General features: G+C 46.9%; 25 protein-coding genes. 9 read left to right on the forward strand and 16 right to left on the reverse strand.

From position 1 onward, the window contains the following. Position 1: 1 nt before the first annotated feature. The 4 genes from SD450_RS05885 to uvrC all read right to left on the reverse strand — a co-directional run bounded on the left by SD450_RS05885 (position 2) and on the right by uvrC (position 6,167). Positions 2 to 979, reverse strand: a complete 978-nt coding sequence (locus SD450_RS05885) for a tryptophan 2,3-dioxygenase family protein (RefSeq protein ID WP_318343705.1) — start codon at positions 977 to 979, stop codon at positions 2 to 4. Positions 980 to 992: 13 nt separating this feature from the next. Continuing rightward, positions 993 to 1,772: a DUF3108 domain-containing protein gene (locus SD450_RS05890; RefSeq protein ID WP_318343706.1), complete on the reverse strand. Its 780-nt coding sequence runs from the start codon at positions 1,770 to 1,772 to the stop codon at positions 993 to 995. A 336-nt stretch (positions 1,773 to 2,108) separates the two neighbouring features. Next, entirely contained in the window at positions 2,109 to 4,370 is a 2,262-nt protein-coding gene (locus SD450_RS05895; protein WP_318343707.1) for a patatin-like phospholipase family protein, read from the reverse strand. A gap of 6 nt (positions 4,371 to 4,376) precedes the next feature. Then, a complete protein-coding gene (gene uvrC / locus SD450_RS05900) occupies positions 4,377 to 6,167 on the reverse strand; it encodes an excinuclease ABC subunit UvrC (RefSeq protein ID WP_318343708.1) in 1,791 nt (596 codons plus the stop codon). Positions 6,168 to 6,639: 472 nt separating this feature from the next. On the opposite strand from uvrC, the gene SD450_RS05905 reads away from it, so the two are divergent. Beyond that, on the forward strand, positions 6,640 to 7,203 hold the full coding sequence (locus SD450_RS05905) for a 5-formyltetrahydrofolate cyclo-ligase (RefSeq protein WP_318343709.1): 564 nt from the start codon (positions 6,640 to 6,642) through the stop codon (positions 7,201 to 7,203). Here the strand turns inward: SD450_RS05905 and SD450_RS05910 are convergent. From SD450_RS05910 to ileS, 4 genes are read right to left on the reverse strand one after another with little or no spacing between them, the layout of a single operon-like run. After that, positions 7,191 to 7,841, reverse strand: coding sequence for a lipoprotein signal peptidase (locus SD450_RS05910; RefSeq protein ID WP_318343710.1), 651 nt, complete (start codon positions 7,839 to 7,841; stop codon positions 7,191 to 7,193). The two genes, SD450_RS05905 and SD450_RS05910, sit on opposite strands and share 13 nt — an antisense overlap. Before the next feature lie 32 nt (positions 7,842 to 7,873). Continuing rightward, positions 7,874 to 8,494, reverse strand: coding sequence for a hypothetical protein (locus SD450_RS05915; RefSeq protein WP_318343711.1), 621 nt, complete (start codon positions 8,492 to 8,494; stop codon positions 7,874 to 7,876). A 29-nt stretch (positions 8,495 to 8,523) separates the two neighbouring features. Next, positions 8,524 to 8,907 carry a TraR/DksA family transcriptional regulator gene (locus SD450_RS05920; RefSeq protein WP_318343712.1) on the reverse strand — a complete coding sequence of 128 codons (384 nt, stop codon included), beginning with the start codon at positions 8,905 to 8,907 and terminating at the stop codon, positions 8,524 to 8,526. Between the two features lie 3 nt (positions 8,908 to 8,910). Next, positions 8,911 to 12,312 (reverse strand): isoleucine--tRNA ligase, encoded by a 3,402-nt coding sequence (gene ileS / locus SD450_RS05925; RefSeq protein WP_318343713.1) that lies wholly within the window; start codon positions 12,310 to 12,312, stop codon positions 8,911 to 8,913. A 183-nt stretch (positions 12,313 to 12,495) separates the two neighbouring features. Here ileS and SD450_RS05930 point away from each other — a divergent pair, with 183 nt between their 5' ends. After that, positions 12,496 to 12,777, forward strand: a complete 282-nt coding sequence (locus tag SD450_RS05930) for a hypothetical protein (protein ID WP_318343714.1) — start codon at positions 12,496 to 12,498, stop codon at positions 12,775 to 12,777. Between the two features lie 221 nt (positions 12,778 to 12,998). Here the strand turns inward: SD450_RS05930 and SD450_RS05935 are convergent, their stop codons facing one another. From SD450_RS05935 to SD450_RS05950, 4 genes are all read right to left on the reverse strand, one after another. After that, entirely contained in the window at positions 12,999 to 15,437 is a 2,439-nt protein-coding gene (locus tag SD450_RS05935) for a TonB-dependent receptor (RefSeq protein WP_318343715.1), read from the reverse strand. Further along, positions 15,421 to 16,140: a DNA repair protein RecO gene (gene recO / locus SD450_RS05940; protein ID WP_318343716.1), complete on the reverse strand. Its 720-nt coding sequence runs from the start codon at positions 16,138 to 16,140 to the stop codon at positions 15,421 to 15,423. The genes SD450_RS05935 and recO overlap by 17 nt, the downstream gene beginning before the upstream one ends. Before the next feature lie 88 nt (positions 16,141 to 16,228). Beyond that, positions 16,229 to 17,572 carry an NADP-specific glutamate dehydrogenase gene (gdhA, locus tag SD450_RS05945; RefSeq protein ID WP_318343717.1) on the reverse strand — a complete coding sequence of 448 codons (1,344 nt, stop codon included), beginning with the start codon at positions 17,570 to 17,572 and terminating at the stop codon, positions 16,229 to 16,231. 125 nt (positions 17,573 to 17,697) lie between these two features. After that, entirely contained in the window at positions 17,698 to 18,849 is a 1,152-nt protein-coding gene (locus SD450_RS05950; RefSeq protein WP_318343718.1) for a cystathionine gamma-synthase, read from the reverse strand. A gap of 85 nt (positions 18,850 to 18,934) precedes the next feature. Here SD450_RS05950 and SD450_RS05955 point away from each other — a divergent pair, with 85 nt between their 5' ends. Beyond that, positions 18,935 to 19,678, forward strand: a complete 744-nt coding sequence (locus tag SD450_RS05955; RefSeq protein WP_318343719.1) for a DUF3298 and DUF4163 domain-containing protein — start codon at positions 18,935 to 18,937, stop codon at positions 19,676 to 19,678. A gap of 31 nt (positions 19,679 to 19,709) precedes the next feature. On the opposite strand, the gene SD450_RS19535 is transcribed toward SD450_RS05955, so the two are convergent. The 3 genes from SD450_RS19535 to SD450_RS05965 form a co-directional block, all read right to left on the reverse strand. Continuing rightward, positions 19,710 to 19,919: a conjugal transfer protein TraO gene (locus SD450_RS19535; protein WP_404828229.1), complete on the reverse strand. Its 210-nt coding sequence runs from the start codon at positions 19,917 to 19,919 to the stop codon at positions 19,710 to 19,712. A 4-nt stretch (positions 19,920 to 19,923) separates the two neighbouring features. Continuing rightward, positions 19,924 to 20,259: a hypothetical protein gene (locus SD450_RS05960; protein WP_318343720.1), complete on the reverse strand. Its 336-nt coding sequence runs from the start codon at positions 20,257 to 20,259 to the stop codon at positions 19,924 to 19,926. Between the two features lie 154 nt (positions 20,260 to 20,413). Further along, positions 20,414 to 20,881, reverse strand: a complete 468-nt coding sequence (locus SD450_RS05965; protein WP_318343721.1) for a DinB family protein — start codon at positions 20,879 to 20,881, stop codon at positions 20,414 to 20,416. A 195-nt stretch (positions 20,882 to 21,076) separates the two neighbouring features. Between SD450_RS05965 and SD450_RS05970 the strand changes: the two genes are divergently transcribed. Then, a complete protein-coding gene (locus SD450_RS05970) occupies positions 21,077 to 21,430 on the forward strand; it encodes an arsenate reductase family protein (protein WP_404828225.1) in 354 nt (117 codons plus the stop codon). After that, on the forward strand, positions 21,427 to 22,329 hold the full coding sequence (locus tag SD450_RS05975) for a DMT family transporter (protein ID WP_318343723.1): 903 nt from the start codon (positions 21,427 to 21,429) through the stop codon (positions 22,327 to 22,329). The genes SD450_RS05970 and SD450_RS05975 overlap by 4 nt, the downstream gene beginning before the upstream one ends. A 2-nt stretch (positions 22,330 to 22,331) precedes the next feature. Here the strand turns inward: SD450_RS05975 and SD450_RS05980 are convergent, their stop codons facing one another. After that, positions 22,332 to 22,805, reverse strand: a complete 474-nt coding sequence (locus SD450_RS05980; RefSeq protein ID WP_318343724.1) for an acyl-CoA thioesterase — start codon at positions 22,803 to 22,805, stop codon at positions 22,332 to 22,334. A gap of 116 nt (positions 22,806 to 22,921) precedes the next feature. Here SD450_RS05980 and SD450_RS05985 point away from each other — a divergent pair, with 116 nt between their 5' ends. The 4 genes from SD450_RS05985 to SD450_RS06000 all read left to right on the forward strand — a co-directional run bounded on the left by SD450_RS05985 (position 22,922) and on the right by SD450_RS06000 (position 26,512). Further along, positions 22,922 to 23,899, forward strand: a complete 978-nt coding sequence (locus SD450_RS05985) for an NAD(P)H-dependent flavin oxidoreductase (RefSeq protein WP_318343725.1) — start codon at positions 22,922 to 22,924, stop codon at positions 23,897 to 23,899. A 52-nt stretch (positions 23,900 to 23,951) separates the two neighbouring features. Then, on the forward strand, positions 23,952 to 24,953 hold the full coding sequence (locus tag SD450_RS05990; RefSeq protein ID WP_318343726.1) for a bestrophin family protein: 1,002 nt from the start codon (positions 23,952 to 23,954) through the stop codon (positions 24,951 to 24,953). Further along, positions 24,953 to 25,912, forward strand: coding sequence for a YheT family hydrolase (locus SD450_RS05995; RefSeq protein WP_318343727.1), 960 nt, complete (start codon positions 24,953 to 24,955; stop codon positions 25,910 to 25,912). The genes SD450_RS05990 and SD450_RS05995 overlap by 1 nt, the downstream gene beginning before the upstream one ends. A gap of 120 nt (positions 25,913 to 26,032) precedes the next feature. Further along, positions 26,033 to 26,512, forward strand: a complete 480-nt coding sequence (locus tag SD450_RS06000; RefSeq protein ID WP_318343728.1) for a c-type cytochrome — start codon at positions 26,033 to 26,035, stop codon at positions 26,510 to 26,512. Positions 26,513 to 26,579: the final 67 nt, after the last annotated feature.

The raw sequence follows: 26,579 nt of genomic DNA on the forward strand, positions 1-26,579 counted from the left end.
CTTAATATTCCTTGTATTCTTTGTTTGCTGGGTTAAAAATATGATCCACCCATTGTTTTCCCCATGTCTCCAGTTCCTCTTCGGAATACAAATTTGGGAAAAATATTACTTTCTGAAAACTGGGCGGCAAAAACTCTTTCCAGTTGGTGCCCCCAGTGGCCTCCACATCCTTGCCCTCCCTCGCCAAATAGCGGTAGGCCGAGCCCATGTGCATCAATGGCCAGTTCACGTTGGCATTGAGGTCCAATTCTTTTAACGCCTTTATCAGCTCTTCATTGTTCTTGGACGCATCAGGGAGTTGGAGGTATTTGTGGTATATGGTACTGTCCTTCACTTGATTGGCTATCCGCAGAAGTCTTGGGGTGTATCGAATCTCGAACTGTTTCAGGGTCAATGTTTTTTGACCCGTGGCCAAATCGGTCGCCCCTTTTTTCCAATAGATCTGTTCAAAAAGTTCCTCAATACTGTCCTGGGACGAAATGGAATCCCTTACCGTGTGGTGCACCAAGTGTTCCAGCGGAGTCGCATAGAGTTCGATCATTCTATATTGGGCAGATTGGAAACCACTGGCCGGGAGCAGGGCCATACGGTAGCGAAGGAACTGTTCGCGTTCCATGCCCTTGATCATGATACTGAACGAGGATATCAACGCCTTGAAATAGTTGTTGGTCCTGTTCACTTTTTCTATGAAGAACGGAACATCTTGGGATCTGTCCTCCACAATCTGCTTTTGTTCGTGTAGGATGAGCTTGAAATAGAGCTCCGTGATCTGGTGGTACATGATGAAGATTTCCTCATCGGGGAAATGGGTGCGGGGCACTTGGATGCTCAAAAGGGTGTCCAAGTGGATATAGTCCCAATAGGTAAGGTATCTTTGGTAGAGTAGTCCGTCCAGATAGGAACTCAGGTCCTGACCGGAGTTTTTGTACTTTTCTTCAAGTTTGTTGATCTGGGACTGGATTTTTTCACCATTCTTCATCAATGCCGATCTACTAATTCATTATAATTTTAAACTGGTTCCTCAGTCCATTGTATGCTTCCAAGTCCGCCTTCAGTGACCCAACGGCCAAATCTGCCTTGATGCGGATGGGAATCTTGTTCAAGTCGTTGGATACCCAAAGGGTAAGACTCTCCTTTTCCTTAAAAACACGCCCTGATTGAACATAAGGCCTAAATTTAAGACATTCCACTTTCCCAAACTTGGTTCTGATGACTTCTTTTCCCAAATATTTCAACTTGAACTGAAACACCCCGTCATCATCAAAGAGCATATCCAGGTCTATGGACTGTCCTTCCTGAAACTCCTCAAGATTGTAATTGTTCCTCAAAAAATAGGAAGCGGAAATCAGGTCCTGGATCTGGTCGTGCACGGGAATGTCCATTTGGGTGCCGTTCTTGTAATCGTTCAACACGGCTTTTTTTTCATCATAGTCAAAATTGATCTCGATGTCCTTGGTGTAGCCTCCCTCATCAATCTTTCGAATAAATTTATAGGGCTTGCCGTTCCTGCGGCCAAAATAACTCTCGTAAGTATCGTCCACCTTAAAAAAGATACTGGCAAAACCGGTCGTTTTCCCTTCGCCTACCACGTGGTACACAGGAATACTGTCGAGGGTTTCTGAGGTTAGGTGCAACGTGGCATAGCTGGCATTGAGAAATCCATAATGTATCCTGAACTTCAACCACTCCCCCGACTTGAAGGCGGGCTGGAATTTTTGTCCCAGCATCGGGACGGCCATAAGCAGGAAAAGTAGGGGCAGTATTTTTTTCATAGGTATTTTTAACTTGTATAAAATTAGCAAAATAGGTGTTCGGGACATTTGGTTTACATATACTTAAACAAAACTTGTTCCAAAATAGTATATACAAAAAAAGCCCAGTCTTGAAACTGGGCTTTTCCTAAATAACCAACCAAACTTTAAATTATGAAAAACCAATACTTAAAGTTATAAGGGAACCACCCCTTATGTGGAACAAATATACGCCAAGCTTTTGTAGGAAAATGAGTTTTTAACGGACTTTAACTATACTTATCCTTTTTTGATGGCCAAAGACTATTTTTTTGGCAAATTATTAAGAACATTGGGGGTTTTGATAAATTCTTAACACTAGAACCAATATCCCACACTAAAGAAAATACTGTCATTTTTTATCTCCGGTGACCAAGAATAATAAATCTGTACGGGACCCAAAAACGACTCAAATCCATACCCCAGTCCAAAGCCTGAAAAGGTGGGCTCGGTAAACCAGTCCCCTGTCCTGAAAAGATCGTCGCCCACATTGGCAAAGTTGGCCGAGAAAAGGATGTGGTTCTTGGGCGCAATGTTATAATCCAATTTGCCGAATGCCTTCACAAAGCTGTTCCCGGGGATACTGAGAAAATCATATCCAAAAAAGGGCACGAAGTTGTTCACAAAATCATTCCCGAAACCACCCAGCACAAAATCAAAGGAGGTCACCTCCGACGTGCCCAACTTTACCCCGCCCGAAGCTTCCAAATTTAGACTCAGTCTGTTCACTAAGGGAATCACAGTACCCAAGCGACCCTTGGCAATGGAAAATTCCCTGAAATTATCGTTGAAATCCGATGAGAAGAGGTAAACGTGGTAATCACTGTCAAAAAGCAGCCCTTTTGTGGGGAAATATTTATCATCGTAGGTGTCCAGGGTAATCTTTCCAAAACCACTGAAATAATTGGAATTTTCAAAATAGGTCCGCTCCGAGGTGGGTGCCGCCTCAAGGTCTTCCCCCAGTTGATTGAGCGTCCTCGTGCTGTATTTCAAGAGTTTGTGCTCGCCCCCCACTGTAAAGGCAAACTCTTCCCTGAGGACCGTCTGCAAATAGATCTGGTTGGTGAGATCGGTCACATCTAGACTGATCCTGCGGATGTTAGGGTCGATCGGTGCATCAAAATTTCCCTGGATCAGTGAAAAATCGATCTCTGAATCGAAATCCGTGAACTTGGAATTGACCCCAAAGCTCCAATAATAGCCTTTGTCCAAATAGTACTGCATGTTGTACCTGATATGGTCGCCCAGAATAAAATCGAAAGAGGCCACGTCGTCCTTCATCAAAAAATTCTTTTTGGTCAGGTTGATGAGTGCCGCACTTTTGTAAAGGTCATCATAGTGCGCGGACATTTTGATGAACATCTTGGTCGGGTTCTCCTTTAGCTTCAAGATCAGGTCCGTTCCCAAGCCGTTGGATATCAGCTCATACCTGATGGCCCTGAAGTTTCCTGTCGCCGAAAGGTTGTTGATCCCCTGCTTCAGGTCGTCAAATGCGATTTTCTCGGCCAGGTTGAACCTTAATTTCCCCTTGATGTACCCTCTTGTGTATTGGTCGTTTCCCCTTATGATCATTCGGTTCACCACCAAACTGTCCATTCCCTGTATCCGTTTTTTGCGGTCAGGGGTATATTTCTGGGCCTCCGCAACTTTTTTTAACTCCTCTATTTTGGCCTTGGCCGCCTCCTCCCCACTTTTGACGATTTCCTTGCTCCGACCAAAATCGATCACGGAGAATTCATCAATGGCCGGCCGGATATAAATATCCGTCTCTTCGGATTTTTTCCTCATGTCGTTCACCGTGCGGTAGTTGTTGATCTGCAACAATATCTCGGTGGCCGATGAGAGGGATTCCCGTGTGGCCAGATCATGCTGCACGTCCACCCCAATGATGAAGTCTGCGCCCATGGCCCTGACCCTTTCTATGGGATAATTGTTCACCACCCCACCATCGATCAAGATTTCTTCCTCTATTTCCGAGGGTTCAAAAAGGGATGGAAACGTCCCACTCGCCACTATGGCCTCGGGAAGGTAACCGTGGTCCAACAATACTTGTTCGCCCGTCTCTACGTTGGTGGCCATACAAAGAAAGGGGATAGGGAGTTTGTTGAAGTCGTGCACATCCTTTACATGGAAGAGCAAACGTACCAGTTCATTATAAATGTTCTGCCCCCCGGAAATGGCCTGGGGAAAACTTACCTTGAAATTGGTGAACGGTAAGGTAAGCGCATATTTTTCTGAATTTTCCTTTTCGTAGAAGGTCTTGGCTCCCCTGGGCACATTGTCCTGGATAAGTCTCGTAAAGTCCGTGACCCTGAAAATGGAGTCCAGTTCCTTGGCCGAATATCCCGATGCATAAAGTGCCCCGACAATGGCCCCCATGCTGGTTCCGCCAATATAATCCACTTTCACCCCGGCTTCCTCAATGACCTTCAGTGCACCAATGTGAGCCAGCCCCTTTGCCCCGCCCCCACTCAGTACAAGTCCCACTTTGGGAGGTGGGTCGCTGTTCTGGTCTTGGGCCATCCCGAGAACGCCCAATAAAACAAACATCAATGTGATCTTTATATGTTTACTGTGCATGGTTCACTAATGAAAGGATTTATAAATTTTCTTGGCCTTCGCCATTCCCACGGATTCGGCCAGGCTCTCCATGGAGGCTTCTTTGATACGTTTTACCGATTTGAAACTTTTCAACAGTTGCTCCGCCGTTTTCTCCCCAATGCCCTCTATGCCTACCAACTCCGTACCTATGGCACCTTTGCTCCGCTTGTTCCTATGGTGCGTGATACCGAATCGGTGGGCCTCATTCCGCAATTGTTGGATAATCTTCAATGTTTCAGACCTCTTGTCCAGATATAAAGGTACGGGGTCTTCGGGAAAATAGATCTCTTCCAACCTTTTGGCGATACCGATGATGGCTATCTTGCCCCGTAGGTCCAAGGCTTCCAAACTTTTCAGGGCCGACGACAATTGCCCCTTTCCCCCATCGATCACGATCAGTTGGGGCAGGGGTTCATCCTCGTTGAGCAACCTTTTGTACCTTCTGAAAACCACTTCTTCCATACTTGCAAAATCGTCAGGGCCCTCCACGGTCTTGATGTTGAAATGCCTATAGTCCTTCTTGGACGGTTTGCCGTCCTTAAAGACAACACAGGCGGCCACAGGGTTGCTTCCCTGGATGTTGGAGTTGTCAAAACATTCAATATGTGTGGGTTCCACCGAAAGTCGAAGATCTGCCTTCATCTGGGCCATGATCCTTTTGGTATGCCTGTCCGGATCGGTGATCTTGATCTGTTTCAACTTGTCCTGTCTGTAAAAACGCGCATTGCGCTCCGACAGTTCCAAGATCCTGCGTTTATCGCCCAGTTTGGGCAGGGTGACCTTTACATCTTCCTCCACCGTCACAGGGAACGGCAGATAGATCTCCTTGGTGCGGGAATGGAATCGTTGCCTTATCTCCGTGATGGCCAATTGCAAAAGTTCCTCATCGGTCTCCTCCAATTTCTTCCTGATCTCCAAAGTGTGCGACCTGATGATGGCCCCATGCGACAACTGCAAAAAGTTCACATAGGCATGGGTCTCATCGGAAATGATGGAAAAGACATCCACATTGTTGATCTTGGGGTTCACCACCGTGGACTTCGCCTGATAATTTTCCAGAATATCTATCTTGTCCTTTACCCGCTGCGCCTTCTCAAATTCCATTTTATCGGCCAGTTCCTTCATCTGCTGCCGGAACGATTGTAGGGAACTTTTGAGATTCCCCTTTATAATCTGTCGTATGTCCTCTATCTGGTCATTGTATTCCTTCTCTCCCTGGAGTCCTTCACAAGGGCCCAAACAGTTGCCCAGATGATATTCCAGACACACCTTGTACTTGCCAGCCTCAATTTTTTCCTCGGAAAGGTCATAGTTGCAGGTCCGGAGGGGATAAAGGCTCTTCACGAGTTCCAAAAGGGTCCGCACCGTTTTCATGCTGGTGTAGGGGCCATAATATTCCGAGCCGTCCTTGATGAGTTTCCGCGTTGGAAAAATTCTAGGGAAGCGTTCATTTTTTATGCAGATCCATGGGTAGGACTTGTCATCCTTGAGCAACACATTGTAGCGTGGCAACAGTTTTTTGATGAGATTGTTCTCCAACAAGAGGGCATCCGACTCCGTAGAGACCACAATATGTTTTATGGTATGGATCTTCTTCACCAATACCCGGGTCTTCCCATATTCCTGTTTTTTATTGAAATAGGACGACACTCTTTTTTTAAGGTTCTTGGCCTTGCCCACATATAGAATTTTCCCAGCAGCATCATAAAACTGGTACACCCCTGGGTTATCGGGCAAAGTGCTTATCTGTATATTGATGGATGGTGGGTTGGACATACGGTTTTTGGAAAATTACCCTATTCGACTTTACAACAAAGTTATATTTTAATTACCGTGTTTTCTGTTAAACTTGATGCTTTGCCCTTTTGTGTTGATATCTGCCCAGTTTGGATCCATGGAAAAAGGTCACCTCATCAATTTCCCTCCTTTCCTTTTTTGGAGCGAGGCATCAAAACTGGGGTTTTTCCACAAAAAAACTATGGAAAACCTATAATGGAGAATAAAAAAGTGTTAAACTGTTGCAAAAAATGATGCATTTCACCGATAAAAAGTGCATTTCGTGGTGGCTTTTAAAATTCTTTTACCTACATTTAACAGTATAAATACAATCCTATGGAAAACTATGTCATCGTTTTGGGAATGTACTTGATCTTGATGCTTTTCTTCAAGATATTCTTCTCTGTGTCAACAAGCAAGGGAGAATAAGACCATTGTGCCCCAAAACAACCCCTAAATCTTCAACATCTAGATGTTGAAACATGAACTAAGAAAAAAATACAAGAATCTGAGAGCGGGAATAGACCCATCAAAAGCCTCAGATTTTAGTTTGATGTTAGCAAACCATCTACTCCAAATCCCAATCTGGGATTTTTTTTATTACCATATCTTTTTGAGTATCGAGGAGCAGAGCGAAGTGGACACCCTCCCCATCATCACCCTGCTACAAGGGAAGGACAAGCACGTGGTCGTGCCCAAGGTGAGCGGCGAAAATTCCCTGGACCATTATTTGTTGACCGATGGCACTGCCTTCAGAAAAAACAAATGGGGCATTCCGGAACCAGTGGACGGCATAACGGTCCCTGAAGAAAAAATAGACGTCGTCTTCATCCCTCTCTTGGCCTTTGACGACATGGGCAACCGAGTGGGCTATGGAAAAGGGTTTTATGATGTCTTTTTGGAAAAATGCAGAAAAGATGCACTCAAAATCGGGCTATCCTTTTTCGGTGTCGAAGAAGAACCCATAACCGATGTGCATGAAAACGATGTGAAACTGGATTACTGCATTACCCCAGAAAAGGTCTATACATTCTGATCGGCGACCTCTTCCTTTTTTTCCGCTTGCTTGGGAAATGCCTTCTTGTTGAAAACAATCAAAATACCCACTCCTGTACTGATGGCTGTATCCGCGATATTGAACACGGGCTCAAAAAACCGGAAACGATTGCCCCCCACTGACGGGACCCAATCGGGCCAAGTAGTGTCTATCAAAGGAAAATAGAGCATATCCACCACCTTGCCATGGAACAGGCTGCCATAAGGATTATCGGAAAAGAGGGTGGCCACTTGGCCATTGCTATGATCAAAGATCAACCCATAAAAAACCGAGTCGATGATATTGCCTACTGCACCGGCAAAAATGAGCGAAACGGCCAAGATCAAGGTTCTTGGTGACTGTTTTTTGACAATGTCCCAAAGCCAATAGCCAATGCCCAACACGGCAAAGATCCTAAAAATGGTCAGCACCAGTTTTCCTGCTGGTTCCGAGATGGGCAAAAGGTCGCTCAACTTGGTCCCCCAGGCCGCCCCTTCGTTCTCTATGAAAAGGATCTTGAACCAACCAAAGACATCATGGGACTCTCCCAAAATAAAATGGGTCTTGATATAGACTTTGCTTATCTGGTCAACGAGCAAGATCAGAATGATGATCAACAGGGATTTCTTTAAACTCATGCTTCTACTAAGAGGTTGCAAAAATATGGATATTATTTTGTTTTCTTGAGATGGATTTGCCCTTCCACCGTCTTCAGTATAAATTGGTTGTCCCCGAAGGGTATGGTTTCTTGGTCCACCTTTCCATACGCACTTTCGGCCAAGATGTCTCCATTGGGCACAGAGAGCCATATGTCCCCTTTTTGGGTGGTCACCTCAACCGTTTCGGAAACGTTCTCCAAGGTGCATCTCCCATCGGAAAGGGTGATATGCAGGTTGTCATACTTGCCCGTGGCATTCACATTGCTGTTCGTTCCAAAAACAGAGACCTGTTTGTATTCCGGCACACTGATCTGCAATGCTATGGAAACCACTTTGTGGGCACTGAGTTTATCATTGGGATTGATGAAAATGGGTTGGAACCCTGCGCTGACCAGCACCGTTGTCCCTTTTTCCTCTATGGAGACCAACAGATCCTTGGCATATTCGCCCTCAATGCTCGCGGACACCTGTACCTCTTTGGTCGGGGCCGTGCGAAGGTCTATCTTATAGCAATATTGGGCATCTATCTGGATGGACTCGGTCCTGGGTCCTATGAAGGCCTTTTTGACCAATTTTTGTCCATGTAGGTGCACAAGAAAAAAGAGGGCCGGCAAAAACAACAAGATCTTCATAAACAAAAAAACGCCCGAAGGCGTTTCTATTATTTTTGCATGTTCTTCGCCTCGATGCTCAAAGTGGCATGGGGAACCAGCTTCAACCGCTCCTTGTTGATGAGCTTTCCGGTCACACGGCAGATGCCATAGGTCTTGTTCTCGATGCGCATAAGGGCGTTCTTCAGGTCGCGGATAAATTTCTCCTGACGGATGGCCAGCTGTGTATTGGCCTCCTTGCTCATGGTCTCCGAGCCTTCCTCAAAAGCCTTGAAGGTGGGTGAAGTATCATCCGTACCGTTATTGCCATCATTCATGTAGGAACTCTTCAAAAGTTCCAGATGACTTTTTGCCTTTTCCATTTTTTCCTCGATCAAGACCCTGAACTCTTCCAGGTCCTTGTCGGAATATCTAACTTTTAAATCTTCTGCCATGTTCTAATGCTTTTGAATAAACAATTTAGTATTCACTTCGTCGAAGGCAATCGCTATGCCCTCATCCAATTTTTCCTCAAAGTTGAGCACTGCGGTCAGGGTCTCTGTCTTGATGTATTCCTCATTACTGGAAACCGCATTTTCCACAAGCCCGTCCTTCAGTATTTTGATGTCGATCTTGTCGGTCACCTCAAATCCGGAATCCTTTCGGATGTTCTGGATCCTGTTGACCAATTCCCTTGCGATCCCTTCTTTTTTAAGGGCTTCGTCAATGGTTACGTCCAGTGCCACCGTAAGCGGACCTGAACTGGCAACCAGCCAACCTTCGATGTCCTGGGAACTGATCTCTACATCGGCTAACTGTAAATTAACGGTTTTATTTTCCAATTGGAGTGTTAATTCTCCTTCTTGTTCCATTTTTTGGATATCCTCCTGGCCCAATTGGTTCACTGCTCCCGCTATCGCCTTCATGTCATTGCCAAATTTCGGGCCCAAAACCTTAAAGTTGGGTTTGATCTGTTTTACCAAGACACCCGAAGCATCATCCAGCAATTGGATTTCCTTTACGTTCACCTCGGATTTGATCAATCCGGACACGGCTTCGATGTCCTTTTTCTGTTCTGCGTTCAAGATCGGGATCATGATCTTTTGCAGGGGTTGGCGCACTTTTATCTTTTCCTTCTGGCGGATGGAAAGTACCAAAGACGATATTTTCTGTGCTAACTGCATCTTTCGCTCCAATTTTTCATTGACCATGGAGGCGTCATACGCAGGGAATTCTGCCAAATGCACACTTTCAAAACCTTCCTTGCCTGTGACTGCATCCAGATCTTTGTACAATCGGTCCATAAAGAAAGGCGCCACTGGTGCGGAAAGCTTGGCCACGGTCACCAAACACGTATAAAGGGTCTGGTATGCGGAAATCTTGTCCTGCCCATATTCACCTTTCCAGAACCTTCTCCTGCACAAACGCACATACCAGTTGCTCAGGTTTTCCTGCACGAAATCAGAAATCATCCGTGAAGCCCTGGTAGCTTCGTAATCTTCATACGCCTCATCCACATTTTGGATCAAGGTGTGCAGCTCGGACAGGATCCATTGATCTATTTCCGGTCTGTCCTTCAACGGGATATCCGCCTCAGCATAGCTGAACCCATCAATATTGGCATAGAGCGCCATAAAGGAATAGGTGTTGTAGAGCGTTCCGAAGAATTTTCGCTTTACCTCGACCACGCCTTCAATATCAAATTTAAGGTTGTCCCAAGGGTTGGCGTTGGAAATCATGTACCAACGGGTGGCATCGGGTCCGTGCTCGGGTAAGACCTCAAAGGGATCTACCGCATTGCCCAAACGCTTGGACATTTTTTTGCCTTCCTTGTCGAGCACCAATCCGTTGGAGACCACATTTTGATAGGCAATGCCATCAAACACCATGGTAGCTATGGCATGGAGGGTATAGAACCATCCACGGGTCTGGTCCACCCCTTCGGCGATGAAATTGGCCGGAAAGGCAACCCCATCATCGATCAATTCTTTGTTTTCAAAAGGGTAGTGCCATTGGGCATAGGGCATGGAACCACTATCGAACCAAACGTCGATAAGGTCCGATTCCCTTTTCATGGGCTGGCCACTTGGCGATACCAAGGTGATGCCATCCACTATATTTTTGTGCAGGTCGATCTTGTCGTAATTGTCCTCGCTCATATCGCCCACCACAAAATCGGCAAACACATCTTTTTCCAGCACCCCAGCTTCTACGGCCTTGGCCATTTCTGCCTTGAGCTCTTCCACAGAACCGATGATCAGTTCCTCCTTGCCATCATCCGTTCTCCAGATGGGCAACGGAATGCCCCAATATCTTGATCGGGAAAGGTTCCAATCGTTGGCATTGGCCAACCAGTTGCCAAAACGACCTTCGCCGGTTGCCTTTGGCTTCCAGTTGATGGTCTGGTTGAGTTCGAACATCCGATCCTTCACGTCGGTCACCTTGATGAACCATGAATTCAGCGGATAGTACAAAATGGGTTTATCGGTTCGCCAGCAGTTTGGGTAACTGTGGACATATTTCTCGACCTTGAAGGCCTTGTTCTCTTCCTTCAGTTTGATGGCAATCTCGACATCCACCGATTTTTCGGGGGCCTGGCCATCGTCATAATATTCGTTTTTGACATATTTCCCTGCCAATTCGCCCATTTCAGGACGGAAACGGCCCTGTAGGTCCACCAAAGGCACCAAGTTGTCGTTCTCATCTTTTACAAGCATGGGTGGAACTTCTGGATCGGCCTGTTTGGCCACCAGGGCATCGTCCGCACCAAAGGTGGGAGCCGTGTGCACGATCCCGGTACCATCTTCCGTGGTCACAAAATCCCCAGCAATGACCCTAAAGGCATTTTCGGGGTTGTCGTTGGGCAATGTGTACGGAAGAAGCTGCTCATAGCGGATTCCTACCAAATCTTTTCCCAAACAGCTCTGGCCTACCCAATATGGGATTTTTTTGTCCCCTTCTTTAAAATTGGACAATTCTTCTGCGGTCTCCACCTTGGCAAACTTTCCTGAAAAATTATAGCTGACCAAGTTCTTGGCCAATATCACTTGGATGGGTTGGAAGGTATATTGGTTGAAGGTTTTCACCAATACGTACTCAATTTTTGGCCCAACCGTCAAAGCCGTGTTGGAAGGAAGGGTCCAAGGGGTGGTCGTCCACGCCAAGAAATGCACATCGCCCTCAACATTTTTCAGAAAATCGGGAAGCGATTCTTTTTTGGCTTTGAACTGTGCCGTTACCGTGGTATCCGTCACATCTTGATAGGTGCCGGGTTGGTTCAGCTCGTGCGAGCTCAATCCTGTGCCCGCCTTTGGCGAGTAAGGTTGTATGGTATATCCTTTATATAAAAGTCCTTTATCGTAGATCTGTTTCAGCAACCACCAAACGGACTCCATGTACTTGGGTTTGTAGGTGATGTAGGGGTCATCCATATCCACCCAGTACCCGATCTTTTCGGTCATTTCGTTCCAAACGTCCGTATAGCGCATCACCGCTTTTTTACAAGCGGCATTGTACTCCTCAACCGATATTTTCTTGCCGATATCCTCCTTGGTGATGCCGAGTTCCTTCTCCACACCTATCTCTATGGGCAGTCCGTGGGTGTCCCAACCGGCCTTACGCTTCACCTGAAAACCTTTCATGGTCTTGTACCTTGGGAAAATATCCTTGATGGTACGCGCCATCACGTGGTGGATGCCGGGCATGCCATTTGCAGATGGGGGGCCTTCATAGAAGACGTAGCTTTCCTTGCCCTCCCTGGTGGAAACACTCTTTTCAAAAATCTGTTTGTCCTTCCAAAAGTCCAGAACTTCTTCCGATACTTTAGGCAAATCCAATCCCTTATATTCCGCAAACTTCATAAACTGCTACTTCTTCTAGAATTCAAGTTTGCAAAATTATAAATTTAGATGGAATTATGGCCTACCCATCGCCTATTAGAATTTCCTTAATCTGCTTAATGTAAATATGATATGGGGGCAATCCCTATTTCAGGTAAATTTTTGTTATTTTGATTTTACATTAACACTAATCCATTTTTTAAAATGAAAAAAGTATGTATCGCCGTATTGGCCTTATCGTTATCGGTATCCGTGCTGACCTCTTGCAAAGATGCACCCGAAAATGCAAAAGAAGCTTCCGAGGAGGCAGGTGAAGCCCTTGAAGAAGCTGGCAAGGACCTGAAAGAGGCTGCCAACGATGCCATTGACACTGCAAAGGAAGTGGGCGAGGATGCCAAGGAATTGGGTGAAAAAGCCATCGACAGTCTTGAAAAAGCCGGAAAAGAGATGAAAGAGGCCACCAAAAAGGCCCTTGATAGCTTGTAGAAGTTATTATTAACCTGTTGAAAAATATCGGTTAAGTCGATTTTGTCAGTTCGAGTGATTTTTCTCTCGAAAAATTGTGTCGAGAACCAAAATCCAAAACCTGAAACAATTCTCGATACAAAATTCCTCTGGAATTTCACTCGAATTGACAGGTAACTCAAAGTACAGAACGGGACATTTCCATCAGTAAACCAAGGGGCAATTAAAATTGCCCCCTTTTTTTAAAACACATAACCCACTCCCAAAATTAGATTGGTTCCCGGTGCCACTATCCCCGACGAATAGGATCGGTACCGCTGGTTGGTCATGTTTTCCAAGGCCATGGTGGCTTTGAGCGCATTGGAAATCTGGTATTGCGACCTCAAATTCAAGGTGTACCACGAAGGGGAATACGGGTTTCCGTTGCGGTCACTGGCATACATATAATCCTTGCTGAGTTCCGAGAGCGTGAGCTCATCGTTGCTGATTTCCCCATTGTAATTCACGAACACATCCGCCTTTAGCTTTTGGTTCTGCCAGATCAGGTGCACGTCACCAAACGTAGGGGCGGCATGTCGGGCAGGCGTGTCCGTGCCGCTATCATCTTCTTCCGTACCTTCCGTGAGGGTGAGATTGGACAACAGCGACCAATGCTCATTAAAGTAGGCTTCCAGCCCAAACTCAAAGCCATACACATAGGCCTTGGCCGCATTTTGGATGGCCTGCACATTGCTCAGTTCTCCATTGTATTCGATCTCGCGTTGCCCATTGAAGGTAAAGTCCCTTCGGACCAAAGCGTCCACTAAATAGGTATAATAGGCAGCCCCTTTGAACACCACCACATCATCAAAATTCTTCTTGATGCCCAGTTCCCCGTTATAGGCATATTCGGGTTCCAGATCTGGGTTGGGTACCACCACGGAGCCGGGTTCAGAGTCGAAAATCTTCCCGATATCATCAATATTGGGCGCCCTGAACCCTGTGGAGCCGTTCAAGGTGACCTGAAAATCGGACCATGGAAACCAACTGACCCCCAAACTGCCCGTGAGTGCCCCGGTCACAATATCGGCTTCTTCAAACGGAAAAGGATAAAAGGTGTTTTCAAACTGGGCATCCACCCAAACCTGGCTGTACCGTATTCCCGACAGCACGGTGAGGTTGGGTTTCACTTGATATTCACCATTGATATATCCGGCAAAGGTCTGCCATGTGGCCCCGTCGGGATATCTGGAGGCGGTCAATTCTTTTTCATCCGTCACAATATCTTTCACACTCCCTTCCGAATGGACTTTATTGAAAATATATTCTGCCCCATAAAAAAGATTCAGGTTGCCCATTTTCTTGTTCTCAAAATCCAAATTCACGGAAATGGCATCCACCTTTTCCCTTGTGGAATACAGCTCCACATCGTCAAACCCACGGTCATGGCGGCTCTCTTCAAAAAATTGATAGGCCGTGGTCAACTTGACACCGTCATAAAACTTGTTCTTCCCCTTTTGCGTGACCTGAAAGTTCCCCATGAACCATTTTTGGGGACCGTAGTACCATTCTGCGGAGCGAAGTCCCAAACCATCACCAGTGGGACGAATCAACCTATCGTATCTGGAATAATCGGATGTTTCGGAATAGTACAGCCCCAGATCATAGTTCCACGAAGTATTTGGCCTGTAGGCGAACTTCTGGAGAAAATTGAACTGATCATATCCAGAGGTCACTTGCTTTCTGGGATCATCATTTTCCACCAAAACATCGGTGCCGTTCTGCCGCACCACATAATTGTTCCGTAAATAGGAATCGGGGCCATGCTTACCCATCTTCAGGTCATCAAAATCATTATAGGTGAAACTGGTGTAGGAGGCCCATTTTCGTTGCCCAAAGTTCAAATCCACATGGGCGGTGTTCTCATTGTTTGCCGTGGCGTAGCGATAGTTGGCATGGCCCGAAAAGGCAAGACTGTCGGTATGTGAAAAACGTGGTTTCTGCGTGTAAAAATTCATGACCCCTCCAATGGCGTCACTGCCATAGATCACGGAACCCGGCCCGAAGGTAATCTCGGTCTTGGCAATGGTAAACGGGTCGATGGATATTACATTTTGGAGATTGCCTCCCCTGAAAATGGCATTGTTCATCCGGACGCCATCTACGGAGAGCAAGAGCCTGTTCGTGGCAAAACCCCGTATCATTGGGCTTCCCCCGCCCAGTTGGCTTTTCTGCACAAATACTTTCCCGCTGTTCTGCAAAAGATCGGCAGAGGTTTGGGGCGAGGTAAAATAAATGTCCCTTGCGCCCAGCGTCTCCACTTTCTGGGGAATCCGCTTTTTCTGCTGCTCCCATTTGGAGACGGACATGACCACTTCCTGTAATTCTTCGGCCCGGGTGAAGAGATACACCCGATTGCCCCTTCTGCCAATCTGCGATTTCGTAGCTGTGTAGGTCTCATACCCGATATGGCGAAAGGTGATTTTCTCGTCCTCCGCAAAAATACCCAGATCGGTGTTCCCGCGGGCGTCCGTGATGGTCGTCTTGGTCTGTTCCTTGTTGAACAGGGCCACATTGTCCACAGGCGCCCCACTATCGGCATCCAAAACGGTTACTTGTTGGGCATAAAACGTGAAGGAAAAAAGTAAAAAGATGAGGGCCGAGGCTAATTTTGGGTTTTGCATTTCAATGGAATACTTCATTTAGTACGGCAAGCGACTTTGGCTCCCTGAATCCGTGCACATGCAACCGGAAATACAGGATCACCATTTTTAAAAGCTCCCGCCTTTGGAATTTAGTTAGTTGTACAGTCTGAAGTGCATCAAAATCCATGCCCAAAAATTTCTTAAAACTGATTAGGTTTTCTCTCTGTATCAATGGGTTAAGTGATGGCGTTTCGCAAAACTCCCCTTCTTGAAGGTCAAAGAAAGGTGCTTCCTCCAAAGAAGTGTCCGGATAGAAGCCCAGATATTTGGTAAGGTTCAGTAAAAAGAGGATATGGAAATTGGGTGAAAGGGCATGTTCATCCAACCATAGCAGGGCATGCTCCAAATAGTTGAAGAGTCCTTGGTCCTGCTCCTGTTCATGGATGCTGCTTCCCAACATTTCCGCGAGGAAAAGCACCACGCTGTTCTTTAAGATGTCCGTGTGCAGGGTACGGTAAGGCGTCGCCACCTTCACTTCCCGGATGCCTTCCAAAGTGCCCTTGTTCCTGTGGCTGGCCACGACCTCCAATTGCATCAAGGGAAGAAAATAGGCAGGCTTCAATTTTCCCTTTCCCGAGGAAAACACCCCTTTCAACAAATAGGATTTCAAACCATCGGATTCGGTAAATGCCCTGACGATGAGACTGGTGTCTCCATATTTCAATGAGGAAAGAACGATTGCCTTTGTGGTGATTTGCATGGGCCAAAAAAGAAGCAGTTACCAGAAGTGTAAAAATAAGCACTCCTTTCGGTAACTGCCAATCAAAAACTATTTTAGGTCAAAGGCCTTAAATGACCCCTTGGGCCAACATGGCATCCGCAACCTTTACGAAACCGGCAATATTGGCTCCTTTTACGTAGTTGCAGTACCCATTGTCTTCTTTTCCATACGCAATACAGGCATCGTGGATATCGGACATGATTCCTTTCAATCGCTGGTCCACCTCTTCACGCGTCCAACTGATCCTAAGTGAGTTTTGTGACATCTCCAGTCCTGAAGTGGCCACACCTCCTGCATTGGACGCCTTGCCTGGTGCAAACAAGATTTTCGCATTGTGGAACGCATGGATGGCTTCCGGGGTGGAAGGCATATTGGCTCCTTCGGCCACGGCGATACAGCCATTTTTGATCAACACGGCGGCATCATCCCCGTTCAGCTCGTTCTGGGTGGCACAGGGTAATGCAATGTCGCACGCCACTTTCCAAGGGGTCTCCCCTTTGTGGAATTCTGCCGAAGGATACTTGGCAACGTAATCCGAAATCCTTCCCCTACGATTGTTCTTCAAGTCCATCACATAGGCAAGTTTTTCCTCGTTTATTCCGTCCTTGTCATAGATGTAACCTCCCGAATCTGAAAGGGTCAATACTTTTCCTCCCATCTGTAGCACCTTTTCGGCAGCATATTGGGCCACGTTCCCTGAACCTGATATCACCACTTTCTTGCCGTCAAAAGATTTTCCTTGGGTCTTGAGCATGCTATCGGCAAAGTAAACGGTACCGTATCCGGTCGCTTCGGGACGGATCAGCGATCCTCCCCATGAAAGTCCCTTACCGGTCAACACGCCCGTAAACTCGTTGCGTATTTTTTTGTACATCCCAAAAAGGAACCCTATCTCGCGGGCACCCACCCCGATGTCCCCAGCGGGAACGTCGGTGTTCGGGCCAATGTGTCGGCAAAGCTCTGTCATGAAGGCGTGGCAAAAGCGCATCACCTCATCGTCCGACTTGCCTTTGGGGTCAAAATCGGAACCTCCCTTTCCTCCGCCCATGGGCAAAGTGGTGAGACTGTTTTTGAATACTTGTTCAAATGCCAAGAATTTCAGTACGCTGGCATTTACTGTGGGGTGAAACCGGAGTCCTCCTTTGTAGGGGCCTATGGCCGAGTTCATTTGAATGCGGTAACCACGGTTCACATGGATCTCTCCTTCGTCATCGACCCATGCCACACGGAACGAGATCAATCGTTCCGGCTCGACCATTCTCAGGAGGATGTTCTTCCCATTATAGATGTCGTGCTTGGCAATATAGGGTATTACCGTTTCCGCCACCTCTTGTACCGCTTGTATGAATTCAGGTTCATGGCCGTTCCTGGCCTTCACCTCGTCCATAAATGCTTTTATTTTTGCTTCCATAAACGGATTAAGATTAATTGTCCCCTCGACTTTGCTTGGGGTTATTTTTATTGAATTATGAATTTGAGCGCAAAATTATACTATTTCAATATTTCAAATGCTTGTTTTTTGTAAATTTTTCAAAATCATTGTGTAAGGGCCTGCTCTAGATCGGCCCTCAGATCCTCCACATCCTCAATGCCCACACTGAGTCTGATCAACGCATCGACCACCCCACTTTTCTCCCGCTCTTCTTTGGGAATACTGGCATGGGTCATGCTGGCCGGATGTCCCGCCAAACTTTCCACTCCGCCCAGCGATTCAGCAAGGATAAATATTTTCAATTTTTCCACAATTTTTATGGCATCGTCATAATTCCCTTTGGGCACAAAGGAAATCATACCCCCAAAGCCTTTCATCTGCCCCTTGGCCACCTTGTAGTTGGGATGTGTCTCGAAACCAGGCCAATAGACCTTTTCGATCTTCGGATGGGCCGCCAAATAGTTGGCGATGGCCTCCCCGTTTTCACAATGCCGTTGCATGCGCACATGCAGGGTCTTAATCCCGCGGAGGGTCAAGAAACTGTCCATTGGACCGCATACGGCTCCACTGGCATTTTGAATAAAATATAGCTGGTCCGCAAGCGATTTGTCCTTCACCACCAATCCGCCGACCACCACATCACTGTGGCCACCCAGGTATTTTGTGGCCGAATGCATTACGATATCGGCCCCCAGATCCAACGGTTGTTGCAGATAGGGCGTGGCAAAGGTATTATCGACCGCCAACAGCAATCCATGTTTTTTGGTAAGCACGGACACGGCTTTGATGTCGATAATGTTCATCATGGGATTGGTAGGGGTCTCCACCCAGACCATTTTGGTGTTCTGGTTGATATGCGCTTCGATTGTCTCCACATTGTCCATCTCCACAAAGTGGAAACGAATCCCGTATTTTTCGAATATTCTTTTGAAAAGTCGGTAACTGCCCCCATACAGGTCACTGGTAGAGATGACCTCATCCCCAGGGGCCAATAGCTTGATAACGGCATCGATGGCGGCCAGTCCACTGGCAAATGCCAGTCCATGGCTCCCATTCTCTATGCTGGCCAAGGCATGTTCCAATGCCGTTCTGGTCGGGTTGGCACTTCTGGAATATTCATACCCTTTGTGTCCGCCGGGGGTGGATTGGGCATAGGTGGAGGTTTGGTATATGGGGGGCATCACGGCACCGTAGGCCTTATCGGGCTGTTGCCCTCCGTGGATGGTCTTGCTGTTGAACTTTAGGTCTTTTTTCATCCTGTTCCAATCTACTTACAAATGTATCGCTATCTTTCGGAGTAATCAATGAAGTCTTATTTTTGAAGACCCAAAAACCTCTTTTATGAAAAAAATCCTTGTCCCTGTCTTATTCCTATGGTTCATTTTGGGCTGTGAAAGTGAATCCCGATTGACTTTTGAGCCGATGTCGCTCAGCGGGGAAACTTGCGCCAACTGCCCCAGCATCGAAATCAACATCCCTAAAGCAATCGATGGGTCGTCGGTGGCTACGGCCATCAACCGGTCATTGAGCGAAGAAATCATCAGCCTTCTTTCCTTTAGTGAGGGGCAGGAAGATATCGATACGGCCGAAAAGGCCATAGCCTCGTTCACCAATAGTTATAAGGAACTGAAGTCCAAATTTCCTGATGAATTGGCCTGGGAAGCAAAAATAAATGGGGACGTGGTCTATGAGGACCTGAATATCGTGACCGTGGCGGTCAATTCCTATTCCTTTACGGGTGGTGCCCATGGATATGCCTCCACTTCCTTTCTGAACTTTGACAAAACGAAAGGGGTGGAACTGGACACTCCCGACCTTTTTGAGGACATGGAAGGGTTTGAAAAATTTGCCGAGGCCCAATTCCGTGCCCAGGAAAAAGTGCCGGAGGGCCAAAACATCAACGCAACGGGCTTTATGTTCGAAGGGGATGCTTTTCATCTTCCCTATAATGTGGGCTACACCCCGGACGGCATCCAACTCATCTATAACCAATACGAAGTGGCGTCGTATGCCGATGGGCCTATCGTACTGACTCTCCCCTACGATAAGGTCAACGTGTATCTAAAGAGAAAAGTAATCCTGTGATCGGCCCCATGGCGCAGCACAAAACAGACAACTATTTGAAATAATAACGGAGACCGGCTCCCAATAAGAGCGTGGAATCGTGAAGGTCACTGTTAAAATGATAAAATCCATTGATGGGGACAATCACAGAAAAAGCATCCGATAGGAAGAAATCCATTTCAAAGGAAGCATAGCCGCCATAAATGAAACTGCTCTCGGCCTCTATGGCATAGAACGGGAAAAAAGTGTCCCCATTATTGATGTGCTTATATCAAGGAGGGTCCGCCACCAAAATAAAAGGAGATCCCTCGTTTGGGAGAGGTCAAAATAGTGGTAAAATAGCCCAGGTTAAAAAAATAATCCTCATACGGAAACTCCACCCCTGAATTGGGGGTTTCCTTGGAAAAAGTTGCCGCCAAGGACACCTGGAAATAATCCGTGGCATTGTGGTAATAGTTCGTGTTGAGCTGAATGCCGTAGCCGTCTGTTTTGTAGGTGGGCACCGCGCCAATGGACAAGTAGCTTCGTTGGGAAAAGCCCTGCTCGCATCCCAAGGCAAACAGCATGCAAAAGAGCCCCCAGCATAAATGGAAGTGTTTCATTTTGATCAAGATTTGGGTTCTTACAATAAATCAGCAGCAAATATAACTGATTTCCAGTCTGTTTTGCTTTTCACAGATCCATTTGGATTTGGAAAGTAAAATGGGGCAGGGACCATCGTGCGGTCAAGCAGTTCCAGGATGGAAAAGTAGACTTTCAGCGATCTGTGTCCAAGGCTTTTTTCAACGCACCGATGGCCCCCAAATGCAGTCCTTCGTGGAACACATTGAACGCAATGGCATCCTCTGGACTGGTCAAGGCTATTTTTGGGGTCGTCATGTACTCCTTGAACGTCTTGAACTTTCCGTGCGAATGGTCCAATTGTATGAGCTTGACCGTGCTGAACAGGTAGGCCGATATTTTTTCCATCTCCAGCTTGGACGGCTCCCCATCTGGAAAGGTCCCTTTTCTGTACTTGTCGATCAGCTCCTTTTCAATGGTAAAGTCCAGACCGCTCAGGCCATACAGCAGCAATTGCGGGGTTACCACCACATGGGCTATGTTCCACCAAATGTTGTTGTTGAATCCCTTTGGGATCCTGAACAGGTCCTCTTTTGGGGTATTCTGCAAATGGTCGTGCAGTATTTTCCTGTTCTTTAGGAGTATGTCAAATAGCTTTTCCATAACCTTATTTTTCAAAAAGCAATCTTTTTCTGACGTAAATCTAGTTTTAAAATATGAGATGGATCTATGAAAAATACATAAAATCGCTCCTTCTTTACATTTTGAACAACCTTTCGAAAAGCTGTTGAATTTACAGTTTCTTCATGTGTTTTGATTGATTTTTGCCTTCCTTTGCCAACACAGTATCTTTTTACCATGAAAAAAATATACCATTTGGGCACCTGCACCACTTGCCAGCGGATCCTAAAGGAATTGGCTCCATTGGACGGGGTCCAATTGCAAGAAGTCAAATCGGAACCCATTACCCCTGAACAATTGGAAGAAATGGCAGCCCTTTCTGGCAACTACGAATCCCTTTTCAGCAAAAGGGCCATGCTGTTCCGCCAAAGGGGACTGCATGAAAAGGAACTCTCGGAGAGTGATTATAAAAAACTGATCTTGGAGCATTATACCTTTTTAAAAAGGCCCGTGATCCTTGTTGATGGACAAATCTTTGTCGGAAATTCCCAAAAAGTGGTCCAGGCCGCAAAAGAGGCACTGCACAAATGAGCAAAAGAACCTTGGCCATTTTGGCCGCTATTGGTGCCACTACCATTTATGGCATCAACCATACCGTTGCCAAAGGGGTGATGCCCACCCATGTGAAGCCCTTTGGTTTCATCATGTTGCGTGTGACGGGGGCGGCCTTGCTTTTTTGGATCATTTCCCTGTTCGGGCCAAAGGAAAAGATAGAGAAGAGGGATTGGTTGCGCATTTTGGTGTGTTCCATTTTGGGCATGGTCATCAACATGCTTTCCTTTTTCAAGGGGTTGCAGCTTTCCACCCCGATCAACAGTGCGGTACTGGTGACGATTACCCCGATCATTGTGGTCATCCTCTCCGCCTTCTTTTTGAGCGAACGCATCACCCTGAACAAAGGCCTTGGGGTTTTCTTGGGCTTTGCCGGGGCATTGGGACTCATCCTTTTTGGAGCGGAAGTACGGCAAGATGCGCCCAATATTCCCTTGGGCAATTTTTTATTCGTCGTGAATGCTACATCGTATGGTGCATACCTTACCGTGGTGAAGACCCTCATTGAAAAATACCATCCCTTTACCTTGATGAAGTGGCTTTTTACCATTGCGGTCATCATAAATCTGCCCATCACCTTGCCCGAGGTCATGGAGATACAATGGTCCACCATGCCACTTTGGGCCTATGGCTCGATAGCTTTTGTGGTCATTGGCACCACTTTTATGACCTATCTGTTCAATGTGTTTGCCCTCACCGAACTCAAGGCGTCCACGGTTGGGGCCTTTGTATATATGCAGCCTTTGGTGGGCATTCTGTTCGCCCTTTTTTCGGGAAAGGACCATCTTACCTTGGTCAAGGTTGTGGCCACGGCCTTTGTGTTGGTGGGCGTGTATCTGGCCAGTAAACGGCCAAAGGCAGGACCAAGCATTCGGTAGTCCTACAAATCTTCTGGAACCTGCACAAACTTTCGGGTGTCGGCCTTGGTCAACGTCTTGAAATCTTTTGATTGTTCCATGGCCTCGAAGGCTTCCAAAAATTCAGTGGGGAGACCGGTCAATTTTCGTTCCTTCAGATCGATCCACGCACCCATCATCTCACAACGCGCAAAATTCTTGCCCTTGATGTCATAAAAGTTGTGTCTGAATTCAAAGAACATCCCATCCTCGCTCATCCCTACAAATTCCAAGGAAACTTTCACCGGTCTGCCCGGAAAGGCCTCCTTAAAATAATAGACGTGTTCATAGAATACCACAGGACCGATATTGTGGATGGCCATGCTCGTCTGGTTGAACCCCAACTGTCCCAAATAAGCCATTCGGGTATGGCTCATAAAATTGATATAGGCCGAGTTGGCCATGTGCCTATTGGCATCCAGATCGCTCCAACGGATTTCAAATTCCTTAAAAAACATAGTGGGTTATTTTGTTATGCATGCATAATAATTGTAAAAATACCATAGTTTTGAGAACTGGCCCTATGGGTCAACAGAATTAATCCTATTTTTAAACATAGTTTAACACCGATCCCATGAGCCAAAAAGCCGAATTCACCAAACACCTTTCCCTACCCGTCATTGCAGCTCCCATGTTCTTGATCTCCGGACCCAAATTGGTCATTGAGTGCTGCAAGAACGGCATTGTCGGAACGTTTCCCGCATTGAACCAACGCACCAGTGAGGGTTTTGAGGAATGGCTGGTCCAAATCAAGTCGGAACTGGAACAATTTGAAAAGGAAACGGGTAAAAAGCCCGCTCCCTTTGGGGTCAACCTAGTGGTGCACCCCACCAATCCGCGGTTGGAGGCCGATGTGAAGCTCTGCATGAAGCACAAAGTGCCCTTGGTGATCACTTCCCTTGGTGCCGTGAGTATGATGGTGGATGCCATTCACAGCTATGGCGGGCTGGTGTTCCACGACATCATCAAAAAACGCCATGCGGAAAAGGCTGCCGAGGCAGGCGTGGACGGACTCATCCTGGTATCGGCAGGAGCCGGGGGGCACGGGGGTACCATCAATCCGATGAGCCTCATTTCCGAGGTCAAAAAATTCTTTGATAAGACCATTATCCTTTCGGGCTGTATCAGTACGGGAAGGGATATTGCGGCTGCCCTACAGATGGGGGCCGACCTTGCCTATATGGGCACCCGTTTCATCAACACGGAGGAAAGCCAGGCCCCTGACGAATATCGAAAAATGATTGTGGACGCCGGGGCCAGTGATGTGGTCTATACGGCTGCCATTTCCGGGGTGCATGCCAACTTTTTGGCTGCCAGCCTCAAAGCCGCAGGAGTCACGGAGGAAGACCTGAAAAAGGAAGCCAAGATTGACTTTGGCAAAGAGCTCAACACCGAGGCCAAGGCTTGGAAGACCATTTGGTCGGCAGGGCAGGGAGTAACTTCCATTGACAATGTGCTTTCGGTCTCCAAACTGGTCGGGACCTTAAAGCGCGAGTTTAAATCCGCGGTTGAGGAACAGGCCAAGCTTTTGGCGGTTTTCCCAAAGGATTGATGGGGATCATTTTATTTGTATTTTTCAAAGGCAATCAGCAAAACCGACCCTTATGTACATCAAAAGAAATATCAGCTGGCACATCATCCTCCTATACGCTTGGAAAAATTTGATTTTCTTCGTGCTCTATGCCGGAATCATCTTTTACCTATATTTTGGATTGGGCTGGACCCATATCGACATCCCTTTCCAGCCTTTGTCCGTGATCGGTATCGCCGTGGCTTTTTATATCGGTTTCAAAAACAGCCAGAGCTACGACAGGTTTTGGGAAGGTAGAAAGATTTGGGGCGGTATTGTCAATTATTCCAGGACGTGGGCGAACAATGTCCTGAGTTTTGTGGAAAATGACAGAAACGCGCAGATTGTCCTCATCTATCGGCACATTGCATGGATCAATGCCCTCCGTATCCAATTGCGGCAATCCAACAGTTTTTCCATTCGGGAGAACAAGGCCGTGGAGCGGCTGTTCGACAAGCATGGGGAAAGGAACCCTGCTTGCGACGGCATGGAACTGCTGCTCTCCAGAGAGGAGGTCGAAGACTTGGAAAACCGTCGGAACGTGGCCACACATCTCATCAAAAATCGGGGAAAAACGCTGAAAAAACTGTTGAGCGAAGGGAAGATCACGGAGTTCGACAAGCAGGTGTTGCATGGCAATTTAGAAGAAATGTACAATCTCCAAGGCATGTGCGAGCGCATCAAGAACACGCCCTTTCCCCGGCAATATGCCTATTTCAGTACTGTTTTTACCTGGATTTTCATCTTGTTGCTTCCCTTTGGACTGCTCAACGTCTTCAAAACCCAACTACAAAGCCTGGCCGATGTTCCAAGTTGGTGGTACATAGGGTTGATGGTTTTCTTTTCCGTGCTCATTTCATGGATGTTCAGCACCATGGAAAAAGTGGGCAGCAACAGTGAAGACCCATTCGAGGGACGTATCAACGATGTTCCGATGACGGCCCTTTGCCGTACCATAGAAATTGACCTCAGGGACATGCTGGACGAGCAAAATCTACCGGAAAAAGTACGCCCACAACACCATATTCTGTACTGATGCCCCTAGTTGCCTCTGATTATGCCCCACCCTTGTTCTTCAGGAACGGGCATTTGTCCACCATCTATTCAGGTATCATCCGGTCGGTGAACGGGGTGGTCCAAAAAAGGGAACGCCTAGCACTTCAGGATGGTGATTTTCTGGATTTGGACTGGAGCGAGGCCCATTCCCCCACCCAAAAACTGGTCATCCTGCTCCATGGCCTGGAGGGAGATGCCCAGCGTCCCTACATTACCGGCAGTGCCAAGATCCTGAACCAAAACGGCTTCGACACCTGTGCCGTAAACTTTAGGAGTTGCAGCGGGGAACCCAACAAACTCTACCGCTCCTATCACTCCGGGGCCACAGAGGACCTGGTCGAGGTCATTGACCATATCCTCAACACAAGGGATTATGCCAACATCTATCTGAAAGGGTTCAGTCTGGGCGGCAACCTTTTGCTGAAATACCTCGGTGAGGGAAATGCTGTCCCAAGGGAAATCAAAGGTGCGGTGGCCGTGTCGGTGCCCTGCGACCTTCATAGCTCGTGCAGGCAACTGCTCAGCACGAAGAACATCCTCTATGCCCAACGTTTTAAAAGGAACCTGTTGGACAAACTGAGGCAGAAACAGCTTCTTTTTCCCGACCTCATCTCGGATGCCGACATCAAGCACATCAAAACATTAAAGGATTTTGATGACATCTATACCAGCCGAGCACACCATTTTACGGATGCCGAGGACTATTACACCCAATGCAGTTCCCTTCCCTTCTTGCCGAACATTTCCGTGCCCAGCCTTATCATCAACGCCAAGAATGATTCATTTCTGGGACCCGAGTGCTACCCCTTCGCAGAAACGGACCAAAACCCAAATCTTTATTTGGAAACCCCAAACCATGGTGGACATGTGGGCTTTTGGGGCAAAAACAACATCACCTATACAGAAAATAAGGCTTTACATTTCTTCGAAACCCACTAAATGAAAACGTTGTAGTTGGGTACAATGGCCCGGAAAACAAAAAACCGCTGAATTATTAGCCCCTAATTGCCTATCTTAGTAATTCTATTTACACAAACAAACTTCAATAGAACGTAAAGCATGAAAAAAATATTCCTGTTCTTGGCCGTGGGAGCCATTATGGCAAGTTGTGGCGGAAAGAAAGAAGAGAAAAAGGACGGTTTTGAAGTAAGCCGTACAAAAACAGAAGAGAAAAAAGCGGAAAACGGTGGCGGAGTCCCCGTGGATTTGGACAACAAAGGTGTAGGACCCATCAAAAATGTGGATTTCCCTGACGAGATCGACCAAGAAATGGCCGCTCGCGGACAGGCCAAGTTCGATGCCATCTGCGTGGCTTGCCACATGGTGGACCAGCGTATGATAGGCCCTGCCATGAAGGGAGTCTATGAAAGAAGGAGTCCAGAATGGGTCATGAACATGATCCTGAACCCTGATGGGATGCTCAAGGAAGATCCCATCGCCAAGGCCTTGTTGAAAGAATACAACAATGCCATCATGCTGGACCAGAACCTGACCGAGGAAGAGGCCAGGGATGTCGCTGAATATCTCAGGACACTATAAGAGACTGTACATAAATTTCTTTGAAATGCTGTTGTTTTTTAAGTAAAGCAACAGCATTTTGCATTTT

Origin of the sequence: Flagellimonas baculiformis (genome assembly GCF_033441575.1) — a bacterium.
GTDB lineage: Bacteria > Bacteroidota > Bacteroidia > Flavobacteriales > Flavobacteriaceae > Flagellimonas > Flagellimonas baculiformis.